Genomic DNA, 16,740 nt, shown 5'->3' with positions numbered 1-16,740 from the left:
ATGGGTGCTGCCGCACATACCGCTCGTGGGGCACGCCCCTCCAGCCCCTGCGAAACGGGCAGCCCCTCGCGGTCGCGGGCGCAGGACGCACCCCCCACGACGGGACGCGACAGCGTGGATCCCGCGCGGGACGCCACGCCTCCGCCCGTCATGATCGAAGCGCTGCTCCTGCGGCACGACGCGGCCCACGGCTTCGCCTACCGCAGCCGGACCACACCGCTCGAACGGCACACGAACCCCGACCGCACGGCCCGCCGCCTCGCGGGCCTCGTGGATGACGACGATCGCCACCTCGTGCACTCGACCAGCTGGCGCGCCACCGAGGACGGCCACATCGTTCTGACCTACCTCGTCCACCCCGACCCCGATCCGGCACAGCCGGCACACCCGCTGGCGGATCCGCACGGCATCGCCCACGGCGCCCGGCCCGCCCACCCCGCGCCTGCCGCCCTCGCACTGGAGCACGTGGCGGCCCACGCGGTCAGGCACCTCGCGTTTCTCGGACGCACCGACCCCACCATCACCGCGTACCTCGCGGATCGACCCCACACCCAGCAGGCGCTCAGCGCCCTCCCGCCGCTCCCCGCAGGCCAGTTCCAGGAGGTTGTCCTCGCGTCGAGCGCCCGCGAGGCCTGAGGCCCGTCAGCGCCCGGTGCGGCGAACGCGGGAAGCCGGGGCCGCCGCCCCCGGGGCGGAAGGCCCCTCAGCCCCGGACGCGTGCGCGTCGCGAGACCGCCGCGCGCAGCACGCGCCGGCCCTCGGTCGACACGTCCATCACCTGGCGCAGCCCGGCTCCGGTGGGGGCCTCGTCCACGATCTCGGCCAGCATCTCCAGGATGCGGATCTGGCGCGCGGTCTCCCCGGCGAGCAGCGGTCCCGCCTCCCGCGGGTCGCCCGCCCGGCAGCGCTCGACCAGGTCCACCCGGTCGGCGCGTTCGGCGTCGTGCCCGAGGTGGACCTCCAGGGCGAGCCGTGAGCAGGCGTCGGCCCAGTCGCGCAGTTCCGCGCCCGCCCGGTCCGCGGGTGCCTCGCCGAGCAGCTTCCGGATTCGCTGGACGGCCGGCTCCTCGCCGGGCAGGGCGTCCAGCGCCGCGCGTGCCTCGGCGAGGCGGTCCGGCCAGGCCGACCCGTCCGCGCAGCCGGCCCAGAGCGGGCGCAGCGGATCGGGGCCGTCCCCCTCGGCGGGCTGCGGCAGGCAGCGGTCGAGGCAAGCGGCCCCGCTCGCGGTCAGTCCCCGCTCGTCAGCGGCGGCGATCAGTTCCAGCAGGCTCATCGGCTTCTCCCGTCGGCCCCCCCTCCCCATGCCAGGGCGCATGGGGACGCAGCGCTTCCTGTTACCGCGTTCAGCGCCGAATGGCCGAAAATCGTCACTGCGTGCGGCCGAAACCGCTTGCTGTCGACGGGCCCTAAGGCCGGGCGCCGAGCGGGTACGGGCCGAGGGCGGCCCGCTCGCCCTGCATCCGGGTCAGCTTGCGCACGAACAGGACCGCGAAGACCGCGGCCACGACATCGAGCAGGTCGGCCACCACCATCTGCGAGGCGGCGCTCGCGATCTCCTGCGCCGACTCGGCCCGGTCGTACTTGCCGGAGGCGTACCGGCCGACCAGCAGCGAGAGCAGCCAGGCGCCCCACCACAGGTTCATCGGGGTCCGGGAGACGTCGCGCCAGGTGCCGTCGGCGTTGGTCCCGCCACTCGCGGCCCAGATGCCGCCCGCGATCCGGCGGGGCAGCCACAGTCCGGCGACCGGCACGAACCAGCCACCGATGGTCCAGCCGGGCCGCATCGGCTGGACGCTCGCGTCGAAGATCTCGGCGTTCGCCCGGACCCGCCAGAACCACATGAGGAACGCGACGGCCGTGGCGACGGTCGTGAGGATCTGGAGGACGCCGGCGCCCGCGTAGAACATGTCGGCGCGGTCGGCCTCCGCCTCCTCGACCGCCACGAAGCCCTTGTCGGGAACGCCGTCGAACAGGCTTCGGATGTTGAGGTCCGCGGCCACCGCCAGCAGGTCCGCCACGGCGACGACCGCCAGCAGGACGACGACGGTCTTCGCGAGCGTGTCGGGCGAACGCAGCCACTGCTGCGGAGCGGTGAAGGCCGGGGCATGCGGTGCCGGGGCCCCGGCCGGTCCGGCCGACTGCGCGCAGAGCGCGCAGCGTCCGTCGGCGGTGACCGGTGGTCTCGTACGGCAGATGGAGCACAGCATGAAGGAACCCCCCAGGGTTATGGGCGCGAAGTCATTCCGGGCGCGGATGAGAGAAAGCCGCGCGCTCCTCCCCAGGGGCGCGCGGCATCCGGAACATAGCCCCAGGTCACCGCCCTGTCCACAGCGATTTCCGGGGCTCCCCCGGGTGCGGGCCGCCGTGCGGTGCTCAGCCCTTGTCGATCTCTCCCGCCAGCTTCCGGAAACCGTCCCAGCTCAGCTTCGGCTTCCCCGGGTCCCACAGCTTCTGGGACGTCGCCCGCAGCGGCATCCGGATGCCCTGCGCCACCTGCGCCGTGGTCTGGGCCTGCGGCAGGTCGCCCCAGACGGCGAACCGGCCGCCGAGGATCTGGTCGGAGTAGCGCGCCGGTACGGGGGTGGCGCCGCGCAGGACGAGAGGGGTCCACTGCTCGTAGATGCGCTTGCCGGTGGGGTAGACGAAGTCGTTGGGCTGGCCGAGCACGTAGTAGAGGAACTCGTCGTTGAGGTTCATCAGCTTGCGGCCCTCGTTCAGGTACTCCTCCGGCTGCCGGGCCCCGTACTCCTTGCCCGTCCAGTACTCGACCTGGATGTCCTTGTCCGCCTTGACGATGCCGTCGCGGAAGAGGCCGTCGTTCCACGCCTTGGGCTGTTTGCCGTGCGGGCGGACCACCGCCACGCGGTCGTTGAGCCAGCCGGTGGCGAGGTCGCCGATCCCGGCCTGCGGCCCGTACTTCTGTACGGCGGCGCGCTGGAGCTGGGGATAGGAGGCGGCGGGGTCCCGGGCCATCAGCGCGAGGTACTCGTCGGCGCCCAGTTGCCAGTACGTGCCGGGGAAGAGCTCCGTGAACTCGCCGAGGAGTTCGTCGATGAGTTTCGCCGAGCCGGGCTTGGAGATGTCGATCGATCCGGCCGAGGCCACGCCCGACACATTGCGCAGCTGGAGGTCGGTGTGGGCGCGCAGGACCGCGCCGAGGTGGCCCGGGGAGTCGATCTCCGGCACGATCTGGATGTGCAGCCGGTCGGCCAGGGCGATGATCCGCCGCACCTGCGCCTTGGTCAGGTGCTCGGGCGACACCACCTCGGGGTGGGTGTCGGACTGGATGCGGAAGGCCTGGTCGTCGGAGAAGTGCAGGCCGAACTGGTTGAGCTTGAGGTCGGCCATGTCGCGCAGCCGGTCCTCGATCCAGGCGACGCTGTAGAACTTGCGCGCGATGTCGAGGTTGAACCCGCGCTGCGGGCGGTCGGGGCGGTCGCGCACCTCGCCCTCGGGCATGACGCCGTCGACCCGTACCGACTGCTTGAGGGTGCGGGTCCCGTAGAAGACTCCCGCCTCGCCGGGTCCGCTGATCGTGACGCGGCCGTCGCGGGCCTTGAGGGTGTACGACTCGGGCCCGCCCCTGGCCGTCGGGGTCAGGGCCAGCTCGACGTCGCCGGCGCGGGCGGGCACCTCACCCCGGTAGCCGATCTTCAGCTCGCCCGCGAGCAGCCGCCCCTCGTCGGCGAGTCCCTCGCTGCCCTCGGCGATCACCACCGCGCTGTCCTTGCCCGGCCGCCAGCCGGGGCCGTGGGCGGCGGTGTGTTCGCGTACGGCGGGGATGGTGCGGGGCGTCGTCGAGAGCGGGTAGCTCCTGGTCGGGGACGGTGTGGGGGCGGCGGACGAGGCACCGGGCGAGGTCTGGGCCCCGGACCGGCGTGCGGAGTCGGAGCTGTCGGGCCACAGGACGACGGTGAGCGTCACCGCGGCAGCCGCGGTGACGGCCGCTCCGGCCGCGAGGGCGCCGCGTGAGAGCGACATCGGTCAGAAACCTCCGGTTTTCAGCGGGAAAGAGAGCAGAAGCAAGGAGATAGCCGGGCATTCTCCTCGCAATTTCGTCCGTCAGTCATCCCGAAACTCTCCCGTCCGGGTGAAATTCGCGCATCCGTCGGACGGCCGTTGCCCGGCCTCGCTAGCTTTGAGGCACATTCGTCTCTCCCTTCACTCTGCATCCACCTGGTCTCTCCGGTTTCCCCCCACTCCAGGTTCACAGATGCCGCTGATTCGAGGAGCCAACGCTGTCCAGGTCCAGCGAGTCCCACGCCGGCCTCCCCGAGCAACCGCACCGGTCCGTCCGGCAGACCGCCGTGCCTTTGCAGAACTGCGGAACCGTACCCGACCGGACCGGTCCGCACGGCTTCGGCCTGCACCGTCTCAACACCGCGGCCGCCGCCGACGTCGAGGCCGCGTTGCTGGACTGCTTCGGCAGCCACCGCTGGGCCCAGCGGCTGACCGCCCACCGCCCCTACCCGGATCTGGACGCGCTGCTCGCCGCCGCCGACGAGGCGGGCTACGACCTCTCCCTCACCGACCGCGCGGAGGCGCTCGCCGCCGAGGTCTCCCCGGTGCTGCCGCCCGACGCGGCTCCCTCCGCGCACCTCGCGCTGGCCGCCGCGCATGCCGCGTACGAGTCGAAGTTCGGGCATGTCTTCGTCATCTGCCTCGACGGTGTCCGGCCCGCCGAGCACCCCGACGAGGTGCTGGCCGGCATCCGGGCCAGGCTGGGCCACGACCCCGACCAGGAGCGGGTGGTGACGGCCGACGAGATGCGGCGACTCGCCCGGGGCCGCATCACCGGGCTGGTCTCGAGTCAGTAACGGGTTACCGCCGGGTCGGGAGGGCCCCGGCCCTCCGGCAACGCCGCGAGCGTGCGTGCCCAGCCCCGTGACGCCGCGGGACAGCCCGATACCGGCCCTAGTCCGTCCGTGCCTGATTGATTGCCACTTTGATCACACCAGAGGCCCCGGCGCGAACGAACCGACAAACCGTCGCTACGATGGCCGGGGCCGGTGGACCGTACCTGGCCGGGTCAGACCGACAGTCAAGCCGGCCGACCCCAATCCCCGCTCCCGGAGGGTTCTTCCGTGCCGGCTGGAACGCTGTACCGCGGCCGGGAAGGCATGTGGTCCTGGGTGGCTCATCGAGTCACCGGTGTCCTCATTTTCTTCTTCCTGTTCGTACACGTCCTGGACACCGCTCTCGTCCGTGTCTCCCCCGAGGCCTACGACGAAGTCGTGGCCACGTACAAGACATGGCCTGTCGCGCTCCTCGAATACGGCCTCGTGGCCGCGATTCTCTTTCACGCGCTGAACGGTCTCCGCATCATCGCTGTGGACTTCTGGGCCAAGGGCCCGCGTCTCCAGAAGCAGATGCTCTGGACCGTGCTGGGCATCTGGATCGTGCTCATGGTCGGGGCCCTGTACCCCGTCCTCGGCCACGCCGTCCGTTCCATCTTCGGGAGCTGAGGCCCATGTCCACCGAGACTTCCGCGATCGGCGCAGTCGAAGGCGTCAGCCTGTACGACGCCGACAATCCGGCCCCCGTGATCGAGCCCCCGCGTACGCGGACCGGCAAGACCCCCAAGGGTTCGCGCACCAACTTCGAGATGTACGCCTGGCTCTTCATGCGCCTGTCGGGCGTCGTGCTGGTCGTCCTGGTCATCGGCCACCTGCTGATCCAGCTGGTGCTGGACGGCGGCGTGTCCAAGGTCGGCTTCGCCTTCGTGGCCGGCCGCTGGGCCTCACCGTTCTGGCAGATGTGGGACCTGGCGATGCTGTGGCTCGCCATGCTGCACGGCGCCAACGGTCTCCGTACGGTCATCAACGACTACGCCGAACGGGACAACACCCGCTTCTGGCTGAAGATGCTGCTGTACACCGCCACGGTGTTCACCGTCCTGCTGGGCACGCTGGTGATCTTCACCTTCGACCCGAACATCCGCTAGGCGCCGGGCCCGAGGGACCAGAGGTAAACCATGCAGATCCACAAGTACGACACCGTCATCGTCGGCGCCGGCGGCGCCGGCATGCGCGCGGCCATCGAGTCGACCAAGCGCAGCCGCACCGCCGTGCTGACCAAGCTCTACCCCACCCGCTCCCACACGGGCGCCGCGCAGGGCGGCATGGCCGCCGCGCTCGCCAACGTGGAAGAGGACAACTGGGAGTGGCACACCTTCGACACGATCAAGGGCGGCGACTACCTGGTCGACCAGGACGCCGCCGAGATCCTGGCGAAGGAGGCCATCGACTCCGTTCTCGACCTGGAGAAGATGGGCCTGCCGTTCAACCGCACGCCCGAGGGCAAGATCGACCAGCGACGCTTCGGCGGGCACAGCCGTAACCACGGCGAGGCCCCCGTCCGCCGGTCCTGCTACGCCTCGGACCGCACCGGCCACATGATCCTCCAGACGCTGTACCAGAACTGCGTCAAGGAGGGTGTGGAGTTCTTCAACGAGTTCTACGTCCTGGACCTGCTGCTCCAGGAGGACCCCGAGACCGGGGTCAAGAAGTCCGCGGGCGTCGTCGCGTACGAGCTGGCGACCGGCGAGATCCACGTCTTCCAGGCGAAGGCGATCATCTTCGCCTCCGGCGGCACCGGCAAGTTCTTCAAGGTGACGTCGAACGCGCACACCCTGACCGGTGACGGCCAGGCCGCCGCGTACCGCCGCGGTCTGCCGCTGGAGGACATGGAGTTCTTCCAGTTCCACCCGACGGGCATCTGGCGCATGGGCATCCTGCTGACGGAGGGCGCCCGCGGTGAGGGCGGCATCCTCCGCAACAAGGACGGCGAGCGCTTCATGGAGAAGTACGCGCCCGTCATGAAGGACCTCGCGTCCCGTGACGTCGTCTCCCGCTCCATCTACACGGAGATCCGCGAGGGCCGCGGCTGCGGCCCCGAGGGCGACCACGTCTACCTGGACCTGACGCACCTGCCGCCGGAGCAGCTGGACGCCAAGCTCCCGGACATCACGGAGTTCGCGCGTACGTACCTCGGCATCGAGCCCTACACGGACCCGATCCCGATCCAGCCGACCGCGCACTACGCCATGGGCGGCATCCCGACGAACGTCCAGGGCGAGGTGCTGGCCGACAACACCACCGTCGTCCCCGGCCTGTACGCCGCGGGCGAGGTCGCCTGTGTCTCCGTGCACGGCGCCAACCGCCTCGGCACCAACTCGCTGCTCGACATCAACGTCTTCGGCAAGCGGTCGGGCATCGCCGCCGCCGAGTACTCCGCGAAGAACGACTACGTCGAGCTTCCCGAGAACCCGGCGCAGCTGGTCATCGACCAGGTCGAGCGGCTGCGCAACTCCACCGGCACCGAGCGGGTCTCGGCGATCCGTCTGGAGCTGCAGGAGTGCATGGACGCCAACGTGATGGTGTTCCGCACCGAGCAGACGATCAAGACGGCGGTCGACAAGATCGCGGAGCTGCGCAAGCGGTACCTCGACGTGTCCATCCAGGACAAGGGCAAGCGGTTCAACACGGATCTGCTCGAAGCGGTCGAGCTGGGCAACCTGCTCGACCTCGCCGAGGTCATGGCGACCTCCGCGCTGGCCCGCAAGGAGTCCCGCGGCGGTCACTACCGCGAGGACTACCCGACCCGCGACGACGTCAACTTCATGCGCCACACCATGGCGTACCGCGAGGTCGCCGACGACGGCACCGAGTCGATCCGGCTGGACTACAAGCCGGTCGTCCAGACCCGCTACCAGCCGATGGAGCGTAAGTACTGATGGCTACCCCCACGATGGAAAAGGCCGACCAGGTCCCGGAGCCCGAGGCCGGCTTCGCCGACTCCCCGTACATCACCGCCACGTTCCGGATCCGCCGGTTCAACCCGGAGGTCTCCGAGGAGTCCCAGTGGCAGGACTTCCAGATCGAGATCGACCCGAAGGAGCGTGTCCTCGACGCCCTTCACAAGATCAAGTGGGAGACCGACGGAACGCTGACCTTCCGCCGCTCCTGCGCGCACGGCATCTGCGGCTCCGACGCGATGCGGATCAACGGCAAGAACAGGCTCGCCTGCAAGACGCTGATCAAGGACCTGAGCCCGGAGAAGCCGATCACGGTCGAGGCCATCAAGGGCCTCACGGTCCTCAAGGACCTCGTGGTCGACATGGACCCGTTCTTCCAGGCCTACCGCGACGTCATGCCCTTCCTCATCACCAAGGGGAACGAGCCGACCCGCGAGCGTCTTCAGTCCGCGGAGGACCGCGAGCGCTTCGACGACACCACCAAGTGCATCCTGTGCGCCGCGTGCACGTCCTCGTGCCCGGTGTTCTGGAACGACGGGCAGTACTTCGGCCCGGCGGCGATCGTCAACGCGCACCGCTTCATCTTCGACTCGCGCGACGAGGGCGGCGAGCAGCGGCTGGAGATCCTCAACGACCGTGACGGGGTGTGGCGTTGCCGCACCACCTTCAACTGCACGGACGCCTGCCCGCGTGGCATCGAGGTCACCAAGGCGATCCAGGAGGTCAAGCGCGCGCTGATCACGCGTCGCTTCTGATCCGTCCGGCGTAGACCTCAGGGGCCCCGGCCCGCGCGAACACCGCGCGGACCGGGGCCCCTTGCCGTACGCCCCGCTCCGCCGGTCCGCCGGTCCGCCGGTCCCTCAGTCCCAGGCCGCGCCGCCCCGGTCCTCCGCGACCACCATGATGCGCCGCAGCATGGAGTTGAGCAGCTCGCGCTCGTCCTTGCCCAGGACGCCGAGCAGCCGCTCCTCCTCGTTGCCGAGGACGTCCATCGCGCCGAGCCACGTCGAGCGGCCCCGGTCGGTCAACTCCACGTCCACGCGCCGCCGGTCGGTGACGGAGGGCGTACGGCGGACGAATCCGCGCCGCTCCAGCGCGTCCAGCCGGCCGGTGACGGAGGCGGGCGCGAGGTCGAGGTCGGCGGCCAGATCGGACGGGGCCGCCTCGCCGCCGCGGCCGGCGAGCTTGTGCAGGGTGTCGAACTCCTGGCGGTCCAGGTCGAAGTCGACCAGGGACTGTTCACGCACCCGGCGCAGATGGACGGAGAGCTTCTTCATCCGGGTCACCGCACCCTCGACGTCCGGGTCGAGTTCCGGAAGCACCGGCTTCCACCGCTCCACGTGTCCGTCGGTCCAGTCCCGTTGCTCCATGGCCCTCAGCCTACGCCGAAGCCGCGACTTGAACATGTTCAAAGTCAGGTCTACAGTCCATGACAACAGCATTTGAACGCGTTCAAGGGAGGGTGGGGCATGGACCTCACTGTTGTCGCGTACGTCATCTACCTGCTCATCAGCGTGGCGCTCACCATCTGGGTGGCCCGCACGCTCAGCCGCAACGGCAGGGTGTTCATCGCCGATGTGCTGCACGGGAACGAGAAGCTCGCCGATGCCGTCAACCACCTGCTGGTGGTCGGCTTCTACCTGGTCAACCTGGGCTTCGTGACGCTCTATCTGAAGAACTCCGACAAGGTCACCGACGCCCGCGAGCTCTTCGACGCACTCTCGGTGAAGATCGGTGTGGTGCTGCTCGTCCTCGGGATCATGCACCTGGGCAACGTCTATGTGCTCAACAAGATGCGCCGCCGGGGTCTGATGGAGCGTGAGCAGACCCCGCCCGTACCGCCGCAGGGCTGGACGGGTCCGGGCGCCGGTCCGTGGGCCCCGCCCGCCACCAAGGCGTGAGGGCCGGCCATGGCGGCCCGGACCGGTGGGCGGCGGCTGTCCGTCGAACGGCTCACCGTGCTCTACGACGCACAGTGCTCGCTCTGCGTCCACCTGCGGCAGTGGCTGATGAGGCAGCGTCAGCTGGTCCCGCTCGACCTCGTCCCGGCGGACTCCGCGGAGGCGCACCGCCGCTTCCCCGGTCTCGACCACTCGGGCACCCTGGAGGAGATCACGGTGATCGGTGACGGGGGCCAGGTCTACCGGGGCACGTCCGCGTGGATCGTCTGCCTCTGGGCGCTGGCCGAGCACCGGCCCCGGGCCCACTGGCTGACGACGCCGGCCGGCCGGCCGTTCGCCAGGGCGACCGTCCTCGCCGCCGCGAAGTACCGCTCGCTGACTGCGGCGCCCTGCCGGGCGGACGGGGACGGGGAGTGCGCGGTGCGGGGGCCGGAGCCCGGCACGCGGTGATCCCGGATACCCTCGGGACCGTGGTGAAGGAAGAGAAGGACGTGAAGGAAGTCAAGGCTCCCAAGAGCGAGCAGACCCGAACGGTCATCCTCGAAACCGCGCTCCGGCTCTTCCAGGAACGCGGTTACGACAAGACGACGATGCGGGCCATCGCCCAGGAGGCCGGGGTCTCCGTAGGGAACGCGTACTACTACTTCTCGTCCAAGGAACACCTCGTCCAGGGCTTCTACGACCGGATCGCCGCCGAGCACGAGGCGGCGGTCCAGCCGGTTCTGGCCGGCGACAAGGACCTCGCGGTACGCATCCGCGGGGTCCTGCTCTGCTGGCTGGACGTGGCGGAGCCGTACCACCGCTTCGCCGCCCAGTTCTTCAAGAACGCCGCCGATCCGGAGAGCCCGCTCAGCCCCTTCTCGAAGGACTCCGTCGCGGCCCGCGACGCGGCGATCTCCATCCACGAGCGCTGCCTGGCGGGCGCTGGCACCAAGGTCGACCCCGAGCTGGCCGAGCTGCTGCCGCAGTTGATGTGGCTGAACCAGATGGGCCTGGTCCTGTACTGGGTGTACGACCGGACGGACGACGCCGAACGCAGCCGCCGGCTCGTCGAGCGCACCGCCCCGATCGTCGCGCGGGCCATCGCCCTGTCCCGGTTCCGGGTGCTGCGGCCGCTCGTGCGCCAGGTCCACGGGGTGCTGGAGGAGTTCCTGCCCGGAGCGGCGGGGCGCGCGGCGGACCGGCCGGGCCCGCGCGCCGCCGAGTAACGGCGTACTGAACCGAGGAGCGGCCGCCCCGTTGACGCCGGGACGGCCGCTCCTTGGTGTCACCGCGCCACTGGTCCGTGGCGGCCGGTCAGATCCAGCCGAGTTCCCACAGCCGCCAGATGCCGGTGCCGTCCGAGAGGTACTGCGAACCGGCCACGTCGGGCTTGGCGACGACGTAGTCCTTCTTCTGCCACAGCGGCACCAGCGGCACGTCCTCGCCCACCAGCTTCTGGAGCTCCTTGAAGTCGGCCGAGGTGCGGCTGCGGTCGCTGAACTGGAGCGTGTTGCTGATCAGCGAGTCCATCTTCTTGCTGCTGTAGCCGTTGTGGAGGCTGGTGTCACGGCCGACGAGCGGCTGGCTGAAGGTGTCGGGGTCCGGGTAGTCGGGGAGCCAGCCGACGGTGTACGCGTCGTACTGACCGGCCGCGTAGCCCTTCTGGAACGCCTGCCACTCCACGGCCTTCACCGTGACCTTGAACAGCCCGTCCTCCTCCAGCTGACGCCGGAGCTCCCGGGTCTCCTTCGTGTACGCGTCGTCGTCGCGGTAGGCGAAGGTGATGTGGAGCGGCAGCTGGACGCCCGCTTCCTCCATGAGCTTCTTGGCGCGCTTGGGATCGGGCGCGGGGTACTCGTCGAAGAACGGGGTGCTGTGCCCGATGTAGCCCTGCGGGATCAGCGAGTAGAGCGGTTCGACGGTGCCCTTGTAGACGTCGGTCACCAGCGGCGCGCGGTCGATGATCGACGCGATGGCCTGCCGGACCCGCTTGTCGGCGAGCGGTGCCCCGTCACGGACGTTGAAGACGAGGTTGCGGATCTCGGCGCTGTCCGCCTCGGTGATCCGCTGGTCCGCGTCGCCGGGGTTCAGCTCGGCGAGCGTGGACGGCGGGAGCTGCCGGTGCGTGACGTCGACCTTCCCCGACTTCCAGGCCGCCAGCAGTTCGTCCGACTGCTTGTAGTAGCGCACGGTGACCGGCCCGCCGGTCTTGTTCAGCGCACCCTTGTACCTGGTGTTCGGCACCAGTTCGGCGCTGACGCCCGGCTTGTACGACTTCAGCACGTACGGCCCCGAGCCGCTGACCTTGTCGTCGTCGCGCAGCTTGTGCTCCGAGTAGGCCTCGCTGTCGACGATCGACCCGGCCCCGGTGGCGAGCTTCTGCGGGAAGGTCGCATCGCGCGAGGAGAGGTTGAACGTGATCGTCCGGCCCTCGGCCACCACGCTCTTGAGACTCGGGTACAGCACCGACGGACCGACGTCCGTCTTGATGTTGATCATGCGATCGAAGGAGTACTTGACGTCCTTGGCGGTGATCTTCCGGCCGTTGGAGAACGACAGGTCGTCACGGAGCTTGCACTGGTACGTCTGGAGCTTCCCGCCGATGAAGCCGCAGCTCTCGGCCGCGTCCGGCTCGGGGACGATCGCCCCGGACTTGAACGTCATCAGCGACTGGTAGATGTTGCTGTACATCGCCCAGGAGCCGGCGTCGTAGGCTCCGGCCGGGTCGAGCGAGGTCACCTCGTCGGTCGTGCCGACGGTGACAGGGTCGTCCTTCGCTCCGTCCGAGGGAAGCAACTGCCAGGCGCCGACGCCTGCGATGACCAAAACCGCGAGAATCGCGAGAATCCGTAGTCGGATCGACCGCATTGCCGTGCTCTCCCTTAACAGCCCCACCTCGGCGTCGCGCTCAGATACGCAGATCGCCGCACGTTCGGGCTCAGCCAATCACACGATTTTCACATCTGGAAGAGGAAATCAGAGACACATAGCCTTTTGTTCGTTACTTGAAACCTTGGGCGGATAGGCCGAATACAGAGGGTTGGTAACCGGTCACCGAATTCGCCGTGGACCGGCCCGGGAGCGTGCCGGAAGGGCTACGCACGCGTGGAGGCGAGTTCGACGACGGTGATGTCCGAAGGGGCGCCGACCCGCACCGGCGGACCCCACGCCCCCGCGCCGCGTGTGACGTACAACTGGGTGTCGCCGTAGCGTTCGAGCCCGGCGACCGTGGGGTTGGACAGCTCCGCGACGTAGTTGCCCGGCCAGAGCTGTCCGCCGTGGGTGTGCCCGGAGAGCTGCAGGTCCACGCCGTGCGCGACGGCGTCGTCGATGACGACGGGCTGATGGGCCATGAGGACGGCGGCCCTTGACCGGTCCCGGTCGCCCAGGGCGCGGCCGAAGTCCGGGCCCTGCCCCTCGCTCTCGCCCCCGATGTCATTGACCCCGGCCAGATCGAAGCCGTCGATCTCCACCCGGGCATTCTCCAGCGGGTGCAGTCCCAATTCCCTTACGTGATCCACCCATTGGGCCGCGCCGGAGTAGTACTCGTGGTTGCCGGTGACAAAGAACGCGCCGTGCCGGGAGCGGAGTCCCGCGAGCGGTTCCGCGGCCGGACCGAGATCGGCGACCGATCCGTCGACCAGGTCCCCGACGACCGCGATCAGATCGGGCTGGGTCCGGTTGACCGTGTCGACGATCCGCTGGGTGTGCGCCCGTCCCAGGATCGGGCCGAGGTGGATATCGCTCACGACTGCGATCCGGAAACCGTGCGCGGAGCGGGGCAGCCGGGCCAGCGGGACGGTGACGCGCTTGACCCGCGGGCCGCGCAGCACCCCGTAGGTGCCGTACCCGACCGTGCCCAGTCCGGCGACGGCCGCGGCGCCCCCGACGGCCCGCGCGACGAACAGCCGGCGCGAGGAGGAGTCGGCGGCGGGAGCGGGAGCCGGCGGGGCTGCCGTTCTGGCCTCCGTGGCGGAAGCGGCAGATGCGGTGGAGGCGGTGGATGCGCCGGTCGTGGCGGATGTCGTGGGTGCGCCGGTCGTGATCTCTCCCGCATCCCCCGCATCCCCCGTCTCCGTCGCCCGGCGCGCGAGCACCCGGCGGAGCAGGGGCCGTACCGCCTCACCGACCAGCAGAGCCAGCGTCAGGTACAGCAGGGCCGCCAGCCACAGATAGCCCGGCCAGGCCAGCACCTGCTGGAGCCAGAAGGGCGCGCCCGTACGGCCGGAGACCAGTGCGCCGACGCTCAGCAGCGGCAGGACGTACGCCGCCACCGTGCCCGCCCGGCGCAGCGGGCTGCCCGCGGCTGTCGTGTCGCCGACGAAGCGGCGCCACACATAACGGTGGACGGCGACGAGCAGCGCGAGGACCACGATCGCCGCCAGAGCGAATCCCATGACTGCCACGTGCACTGCCCCGCCCTGTTTGTCCGTATCCGGTCCGTACGAGGTGCCGAGTGGCTACGCGGTCCGCTCGCGCGAGGCCCTGACGCCACGGAACCCGATCACGCCAACCGCCGTCCCCAGAAGAAAGGACGTGATGGCGAGCAGCAGATGCACCCAGAAGTACGCAGTAGGGTCACCCGCGTCGTCGAAGGCGAGACCGCTGCCGTCCTTCCACAGGTTCTTGACGAAAGTGATCCAGATGAACCAGCTCCACACCCCGAATGCGAGCAGGAACCAGGAGACGGGGCGGCTGAGCTTCATGGACTCAGTATCTCCGCCTCGCTCGGACCGGCTCGCCCGGGGTGGGCTGTCCTGGCGGAACGCGCGGCGGGTCATACCGTCGGTGTCCATTTTCACATCAACTGCATGTACGTTTTCGACCGTGCCAGCTCTCAAAAAGACCGCGATGGCGGTCACCTCTGCCGCCCTGCTGTCCGCTTTTGTCGTAAATCCCGCCTCGGCGGTCGCCAAGGACGCCTCCGACAACGAGCCGAAGCCGCCCGCCGGTATGTCGAGGATCGGTGGCGAACAGCTGGGCCTGTCCGGCACCCAGGTCAATCTCGGTCCCGGCGCCCCGGTCCTGCCCAAGGATCTGACCGGCAGGTCCTGGATGGTCGCGGACGCCGAGAGCGGAGAGGTGCTGGCCTCGCACAATCCGCACTGGCGGCTGCCCCCGGCCTCCACGCTGAAGATGCTCTTCGCGGACACCGTGATGCCGGCGCCGGCCCTCCAGCCGAAGACCCGGAAGTACACGGTGAAGGACGAGGACCTCGCCGACATGGGCGAGGGCAGCAGTCTGGTGGGCGTGAAGGAGGACCTCAGCTACACGGTGCACGACCTGTGGCTCGGGGTCTTCCTGCGTTCGGGCAACGACGCGGTGCACGTGCTGGCCGCGATGTACGGGGGCGTCCCCAAGACCGTCCAGGACATGCAGACGCACGCCGAGGAGTTGCAGGCCCTCGACACCACGGTCGTCTCGCCCGACGGCTACGACTCCCCCGAACAGGTGTCGAGCGCGTACGACCTGACGCTGTTCGCCCGCAGCGGGCTGCAGAACGCGGACTTCCGCGAGTACTGCTCGACCGCGGAGGCGGAGTTCCCCGGCGAGCAGAAGAAGGGCAAGAAGCGCGAGAGCTTCGGCATCCAGAACACCAACCGGCTGCTCACCGGAGCCGACGGCGTCACTCCGTACAAGGGCATCGCGGGCGTCAAGAACGGCTACACGACGCACGCGGGCAACACCTTCACCGGTGTCGCCGAGCGCAACGGCAAGGTGCTGCTCGTCACCGTCATGAACCCGTCGTCCAACGAGACGCACGCCGTCTACAACGAGGCGGCGAGCCTCCTCGACTGGGGCTTCAGCGCCGGCGGCAAGGTCACACCGGTCGGCGAGCTGGTCCCCCCGAAGTCCGCGGAGACCGGCAACGCGACGGGCAAGGGCGCAGAGGCCGACGGATCCGCCGCGGCCAAGGACAAGCACAGCCCGGCGAAGACCACGAAGGCCGCTGCCGCGGGCGGCTCCGGCGGGGTCGGGATCGCGCTGGGCATCGTCGGCGGGGTGCTGGTGCTGCTGGCCGGGGCCGCGTTCCTGGTCAACCGGCGCTGGCCGCTGCCGGACCTGGTGCGCCGCCGCCCTCGCCCCTGACCCGGCCGCCCGGGGCACTCCCGCCCCGGGCGAGATCGCTCCGGGTACTCCCGCTCCCGGCCCTGCTGTCGTCCGCGCTGCCGTCCTCCGCCTCGTCGCCCTCGACGGGCAGGGGCTCCGCTGCGTCCTTGCTGGGCGTCGCCGTCCAGGCGGCGCAGAACAGCAGCAGCTTCGCGGTGAAGTTGATCCACAGCAGCAGGGCGATCGGCACGCCGAACGCGCCGTACATGCTCTTCGACGCGACGCCCTGCATATAGCTGCCGAGCAGCAGTTTCAGCAGCTCGAAGCCGACCGCGCCGAGCAGGGCGGCGACCACCAGCCGGTGCCGCCGCGGCTCCACACCGGGCAGCAGCGTCAGCAGATAGAGCAACAGCAGGAAGTCGGCGCACACGGCCACCAGCAGGGCGGCGATCCGCAGCAGCACACCGCCCGCACCGTTCTCCGGAATGTTGAGCAGATCGGCGACCCGGCCGACGGCGACGGAGCCGACCGAGGAGATCGCCAGCGTCACCAGGGCCGCACCGCCCAGGCCGAGCAGCACCCCGCCGTCCTTGAGTTTGCGGATGACCGGGTTGCCCTGGTCCAGATCGTCCCTCTCCCACACCGCGCGCAGGCAGTCCCGCATCGAGCCGACCCAGCCGATACCGGTGAAGAGCAGCAGCGCACCCGCCACCAGCCCGACCGTGCCCGCGTGGGCCACCAGGTTGTCGATGCCCAGCTGGTCGGAGATGCCGGGCACCTGCTCGGCGACCTTGCCCTCGATCTTGTCCAGCTGCTCGGTGGAGAGCAGCGCCGCACCGATCGCCGCACCGACCGCGATCAGCGGGAAGAGCGCCAGGAAGCTGATGAACGTGATCGCCGCGGCAAGCCTCGCCCAGTGGACCCGTACCAGCGTCTCGTAACTGCGCCAGGCGTGCGTCTCCATCAGCCGGGAGACGAGCGGCCCGATGACGGGGAGTTTTTTCAGCCAGTCCATGACGTACGACTACCCTCCCCGGCACCGAAAACCGA

Annotated in this window: 18 protein-coding genes; 10 read left to right on the top strand and 8 right to left on the bottom strand. The window is 69.8% G+C overall.

The window, feature by feature from the left end; genetic code table 11:
* Window positions 1–114: 114 nt before the first annotated feature.
* On the top strand, window positions 115–636 hold the full coding sequence (locus ACIO3R_RS25975; protein ID WP_402109079.1) for a hypothetical protein: 522 nt from the start codon (window positions 115–117) through the stop codon (window positions 634–636).
* 67 nt (window positions 637–703) lie between these two features.
* On the opposite strand, the gene ACIO3R_RS25970 is transcribed toward ACIO3R_RS25975, so the two are convergent.
* The 3 genes from ACIO3R_RS25970 to ACIO3R_RS25960 all read right to left on the bottom strand — a co-directional run bounded on the left by ACIO3R_RS25970 (window position 704) and on the right by ACIO3R_RS25960 (window position 3,981).
* Entirely contained in the window at window positions 704–1,273 is a 570-nt protein-coding gene (locus ACIO3R_RS25970; protein WP_402109077.1) for a hypothetical protein, read from the bottom strand.
* Window positions 1,274–1,406: 133 nt separating this feature from the next.
* Window positions 1,407–2,207, bottom strand: coding sequence for a DUF4328 domain-containing protein (locus ACIO3R_RS25965; protein ID WP_402109074.1), 801 nt, complete (start codon window positions 2,205–2,207; stop codon window positions 1,407–1,409).
* Between the two features lie 166 nt (window positions 2,208–2,373).
* Window positions 2,374–3,981 carry a glycoside hydrolase family 20 protein gene (locus tag ACIO3R_RS25960; RefSeq protein ID WP_402109072.1) on the bottom strand — a complete coding sequence of 536 codons (1,608 nt, stop codon included), beginning with the start codon at window positions 3,979–3,981 and terminating at the stop codon, window positions 2,374–2,376.
* A gap of 326 nt (window positions 3,982–4,307) precedes the next feature.
* On the opposite strand from ACIO3R_RS25960, the gene ACIO3R_RS25955 reads away from it, so the two are divergent.
* From ACIO3R_RS25955 to ACIO3R_RS25935, 5 genes are all read left to right on the top strand, one after another.
* Window positions 4,308–4,817, top strand: coding sequence for a 2-oxo-4-hydroxy-4-carboxy-5-ureidoimidazoline decarboxylase (locus ACIO3R_RS25955; protein ID WP_385034651.1), 510 nt, complete (start codon window positions 4,308–4,310; stop codon window positions 4,815–4,817).
* A 267-nt stretch (window positions 4,818–5,084) separates the two neighbouring features.
* Window positions 5,085–5,465 carry a succinate dehydrogenase, cytochrome b556 subunit gene (gene sdhC, locus ACIO3R_RS25950; RefSeq protein WP_073732547.1) on the top strand — a complete coding sequence of 127 codons (381 nt, stop codon included), beginning with the start codon at window positions 5,085–5,087 and terminating at the stop codon, window positions 5,463–5,465.
* A gap of 5 nt (window positions 5,466–5,470) precedes the next feature.
* The gene (locus tag ACIO3R_RS25945; RefSeq protein WP_363022232.1) at window positions 5,471–5,944 is read left to right on the top strand and encodes a succinate dehydrogenase hydrophobic membrane anchor subunit; all 474 of its coding nucleotides are present in this window, start codon (window positions 5,471–5,473) and stop codon (window positions 5,942–5,944) included.
* Between the two features lie 30 nt (window positions 5,945–5,974).
* The gene (sdhA, locus tag ACIO3R_RS25940) at window positions 5,975–7,735 is read left to right on the top strand and encodes a succinate dehydrogenase flavoprotein subunit (RefSeq protein WP_385034654.1); all 1,761 of its coding nucleotides are present in this window, start codon (window positions 5,975–5,977) and stop codon (window positions 7,733–7,735) included.
* Window positions 7,735–8,511, top strand: a complete 777-nt coding sequence (locus ACIO3R_RS25935; RefSeq protein WP_362954064.1) for a succinate dehydrogenase iron-sulfur subunit — start codon at window positions 7,735–7,737, stop codon at window positions 8,509–8,511. The genes sdhA and ACIO3R_RS25935 overlap by 1 nt, the downstream gene beginning before the upstream one ends.
* A 105-nt stretch (window positions 8,512–8,616) precedes the next feature.
* Here ACIO3R_RS25935 and ACIO3R_RS25930 read toward each other — a convergent pair whose 3' ends face one another.
* Window positions 8,617–9,126 (bottom strand): MarR family winged helix-turn-helix transcriptional regulator, encoded by a 510-nt coding sequence (locus tag ACIO3R_RS25930; protein ID WP_385034656.1) that lies wholly within the window; start codon window positions 9,124–9,126, stop codon window positions 8,617–8,619.
* 99 nt (window positions 9,127–9,225) lie between these two features.
* On the opposite strand from ACIO3R_RS25930, the gene ACIO3R_RS25925 reads away from it, so the two are divergent.
* From ACIO3R_RS25925 to ACIO3R_RS25915, 3 genes are read left to right on the top strand one after another with little or no spacing between them, the layout of a single operon-like run.
* Complete coding sequence (locus ACIO3R_RS25925; RefSeq protein ID WP_385034658.1) at window positions 9,226–9,657, top strand: hypothetical protein; 432 nt, start codon at window positions 9,226–9,228, stop codon at window positions 9,655–9,657.
* A gap of 9 nt (window positions 9,658–9,666) precedes the next feature.
* Window positions 9,667–10,107, top strand: a complete 441-nt coding sequence (locus tag ACIO3R_RS25920; RefSeq protein ID WP_385352935.1) for a thiol-disulfide oxidoreductase DCC family protein — start codon at window positions 9,667–9,669, stop codon at window positions 10,105–10,107.
* Window positions 10,108–10,127: 20 nt separating this feature from the next.
* Window positions 10,128–10,865, top strand: a complete 738-nt coding sequence (locus tag ACIO3R_RS25915; protein WP_402109067.1) for a TetR family transcriptional regulator — start codon at window positions 10,128–10,130, stop codon at window positions 10,863–10,865.
* 88 nt (window positions 10,866–10,953) lie between these two features.
* On the opposite strand, the gene ACIO3R_RS25910 is transcribed toward ACIO3R_RS25915, so the two are convergent.
* From ACIO3R_RS25910 to ACIO3R_RS25900, 3 genes are all read right to left on the bottom strand, one after another.
* A complete protein-coding gene (locus ACIO3R_RS25910) occupies window positions 10,954–12,507 on the bottom strand; it encodes an ABC transporter substrate-binding protein (protein WP_385034664.1) in 1,554 nt (517 codons plus the stop codon).
* 227 nt (window positions 12,508–12,734) lie between these two features.
* Window positions 12,735–14,036 (bottom strand): metallophosphoesterase, encoded by a 1,302-nt coding sequence (locus ACIO3R_RS25905; RefSeq protein WP_402109065.1) that lies wholly within the window; start codon window positions 14,034–14,036, stop codon window positions 12,735–12,737.
* Between the two features lie 63 nt (window positions 14,037–14,099).
* Window positions 14,100–14,345: an SCO4848 family membrane protein gene (locus ACIO3R_RS25900; RefSeq protein ID WP_385034668.1), complete on the bottom strand. Its 246-nt coding sequence runs from the start codon at window positions 14,343–14,345 to the stop codon at window positions 14,100–14,102.
* A gap of 121 nt (window positions 14,346–14,466) precedes the next feature.
* Here ACIO3R_RS25900 and ACIO3R_RS25895 point away from each other — a divergent pair, with 121 nt between their 5' ends.
* The gene (locus ACIO3R_RS25895; protein WP_385034670.1) at window positions 14,467–15,729 is read left to right on the top strand and encodes a D-alanyl-D-alanine carboxypeptidase family protein; all 1,263 of its coding nucleotides are present in this window, start codon (window positions 14,467–14,469) and stop codon (window positions 15,727–15,729) included.
* Here the strand turns inward: ACIO3R_RS25895 and ACIO3R_RS25890 are convergent.
* Window positions 15,677–16,705, bottom strand: a complete 1,029-nt coding sequence (locus ACIO3R_RS25890; protein WP_402109062.1) for a YihY/virulence factor BrkB family protein — start codon at window positions 16,703–16,705, stop codon at window positions 15,677–15,679. The two genes, ACIO3R_RS25895 and ACIO3R_RS25890, sit on opposite strands and share 53 nt — an antisense overlap.
* Between the last annotated feature and the right edge of the window lie 35 nt (window positions 16,706–16,740).

The sequence above is a fragment of the Streptomyces sp. NPDC087428 genome, assembly GCF_044744085.1.
GTDB lineage: Bacteria > Actinomycetota > Actinomycetes > Streptomycetales > Streptomycetaceae > Streptomyces.
The sequence above is the reverse complement of the archived record's forward strand: the minus strand, read 5'-3'. Positions and strand labels throughout refer to the sequence as shown.